Annotated in this window: 1 protein-coding gene; it reads left to right on the forward strand. The window is 43.9% G+C overall.

The features are described from left to right. Nucleotides 1–41 precede the first annotated feature (41 nt). Nucleotides 42–1201, forward strand: a 1160-nt coding sequence (locus tag IEX81_RS16470) for an IS256 family transposase (RefSeq protein WP_188805340.1), incomplete at its 3' end; no start/stop codon positions are given.

Consider the following 1201-nt stretch of genomic DNA (forward strand, 5'->3'; position numbering starts at 1 on the left):
GATATTAAGCGACCAAACTCATATCACAGGAGGCTTTCCCTATGAACCAATTTACCACAAAAATCATGTCAGCCCTAGCCCAACAACAAGATTTGGACGAAATTTTTCGCCAGCATCTAGAAGAAGCTGTTAATGAACTGTTGAAACTGGAATTGAGCAGCTTTTTGGGCTATGAGCCTTATGATCGCGAGGGCTTTCATACAGGTAATTCACGAAATGGCCAATATGCTCGCAAGTTTAAAACCCGCTATGGTGAATTGGCCTTACAAATTCCCAGAGATCGCAATGGCGATTTTCATCAACACACGGTGCCTGCCTATCGTCGGAATAGTGATTCCTTAGAAACAACCGTTATTCAGCTCTACCGTAAAGGGATCACGACATCTGAAATCGCTGATTTGATGGAAAAGATGTATGGACATTTTTATACGCCACAAACGATCTCGAATATGACCCAAGCAGTCTCTGAACAAGTCACTCAATTCAAAGCCCGTCCCTTGTCCACACAATATGTCTGCGTCTATCTCGATGCGACCTACCTGCCCTTAAGGCGAGACACAGTGGAAAAAGAAGCGATCCATATTGCCATTGGGGTCAAGCTTGATGGCACAAAAGAAGTGCTGGCTTATACCGTTGCGCCCACTGAATCCACTGGTGTTTGGTCAGAACTGCTCACGGACATCCGTCAAAGGGGCGTCCGAGATGTACTGCTTTTTATCGCTGATGGGCTTGTTGGGTTACAGAGTGCTTTAGAAAAAAGCTTTCCAAAAGCCAAGCTTCAACGCTGCCTCATTCATGTCAGCCGTACGCTCTGCAATCACGTCCGAGTCAATGATCGAAAACCAATGATGGGTGAATTTAAAGCACTGCACCAGGCAGCAGACAAAAAAGGGGCACAAGAGCTCTTAAATCAATTCCTTAATCACTGGCAGGGACGCTACTCACGGCTCATGGATCGATTAAAGAAGACAGAAAATCTATTGACGTTTTTAGAATTTCCACCTTCCATTCGTGCAAGCATTTACAGCACCAATATGATTGAGTCGTTTAACAAAAAGTTAAAACGGTATAGCAAAAGAAAAGAGCAATTTCCAAACGAAGATTCACTGGATCGCTTTCTCGTGACCCAAATGATCGATTACAACACTAAATTTTCAGTACACTGTCATCGAGGATTTAATCAATGTCGGGACACCCTTGA

The sequence above is a fragment of the Sporolactobacillus putidus genome (genome assembly GCF_014647035.1).
Taxonomy (GTDB): domain Bacteria; phylum Bacillota; class Bacilli; order Bacillales; family Sporolactobacillaceae; genus Sporolactobacillus; species Sporolactobacillus putidus.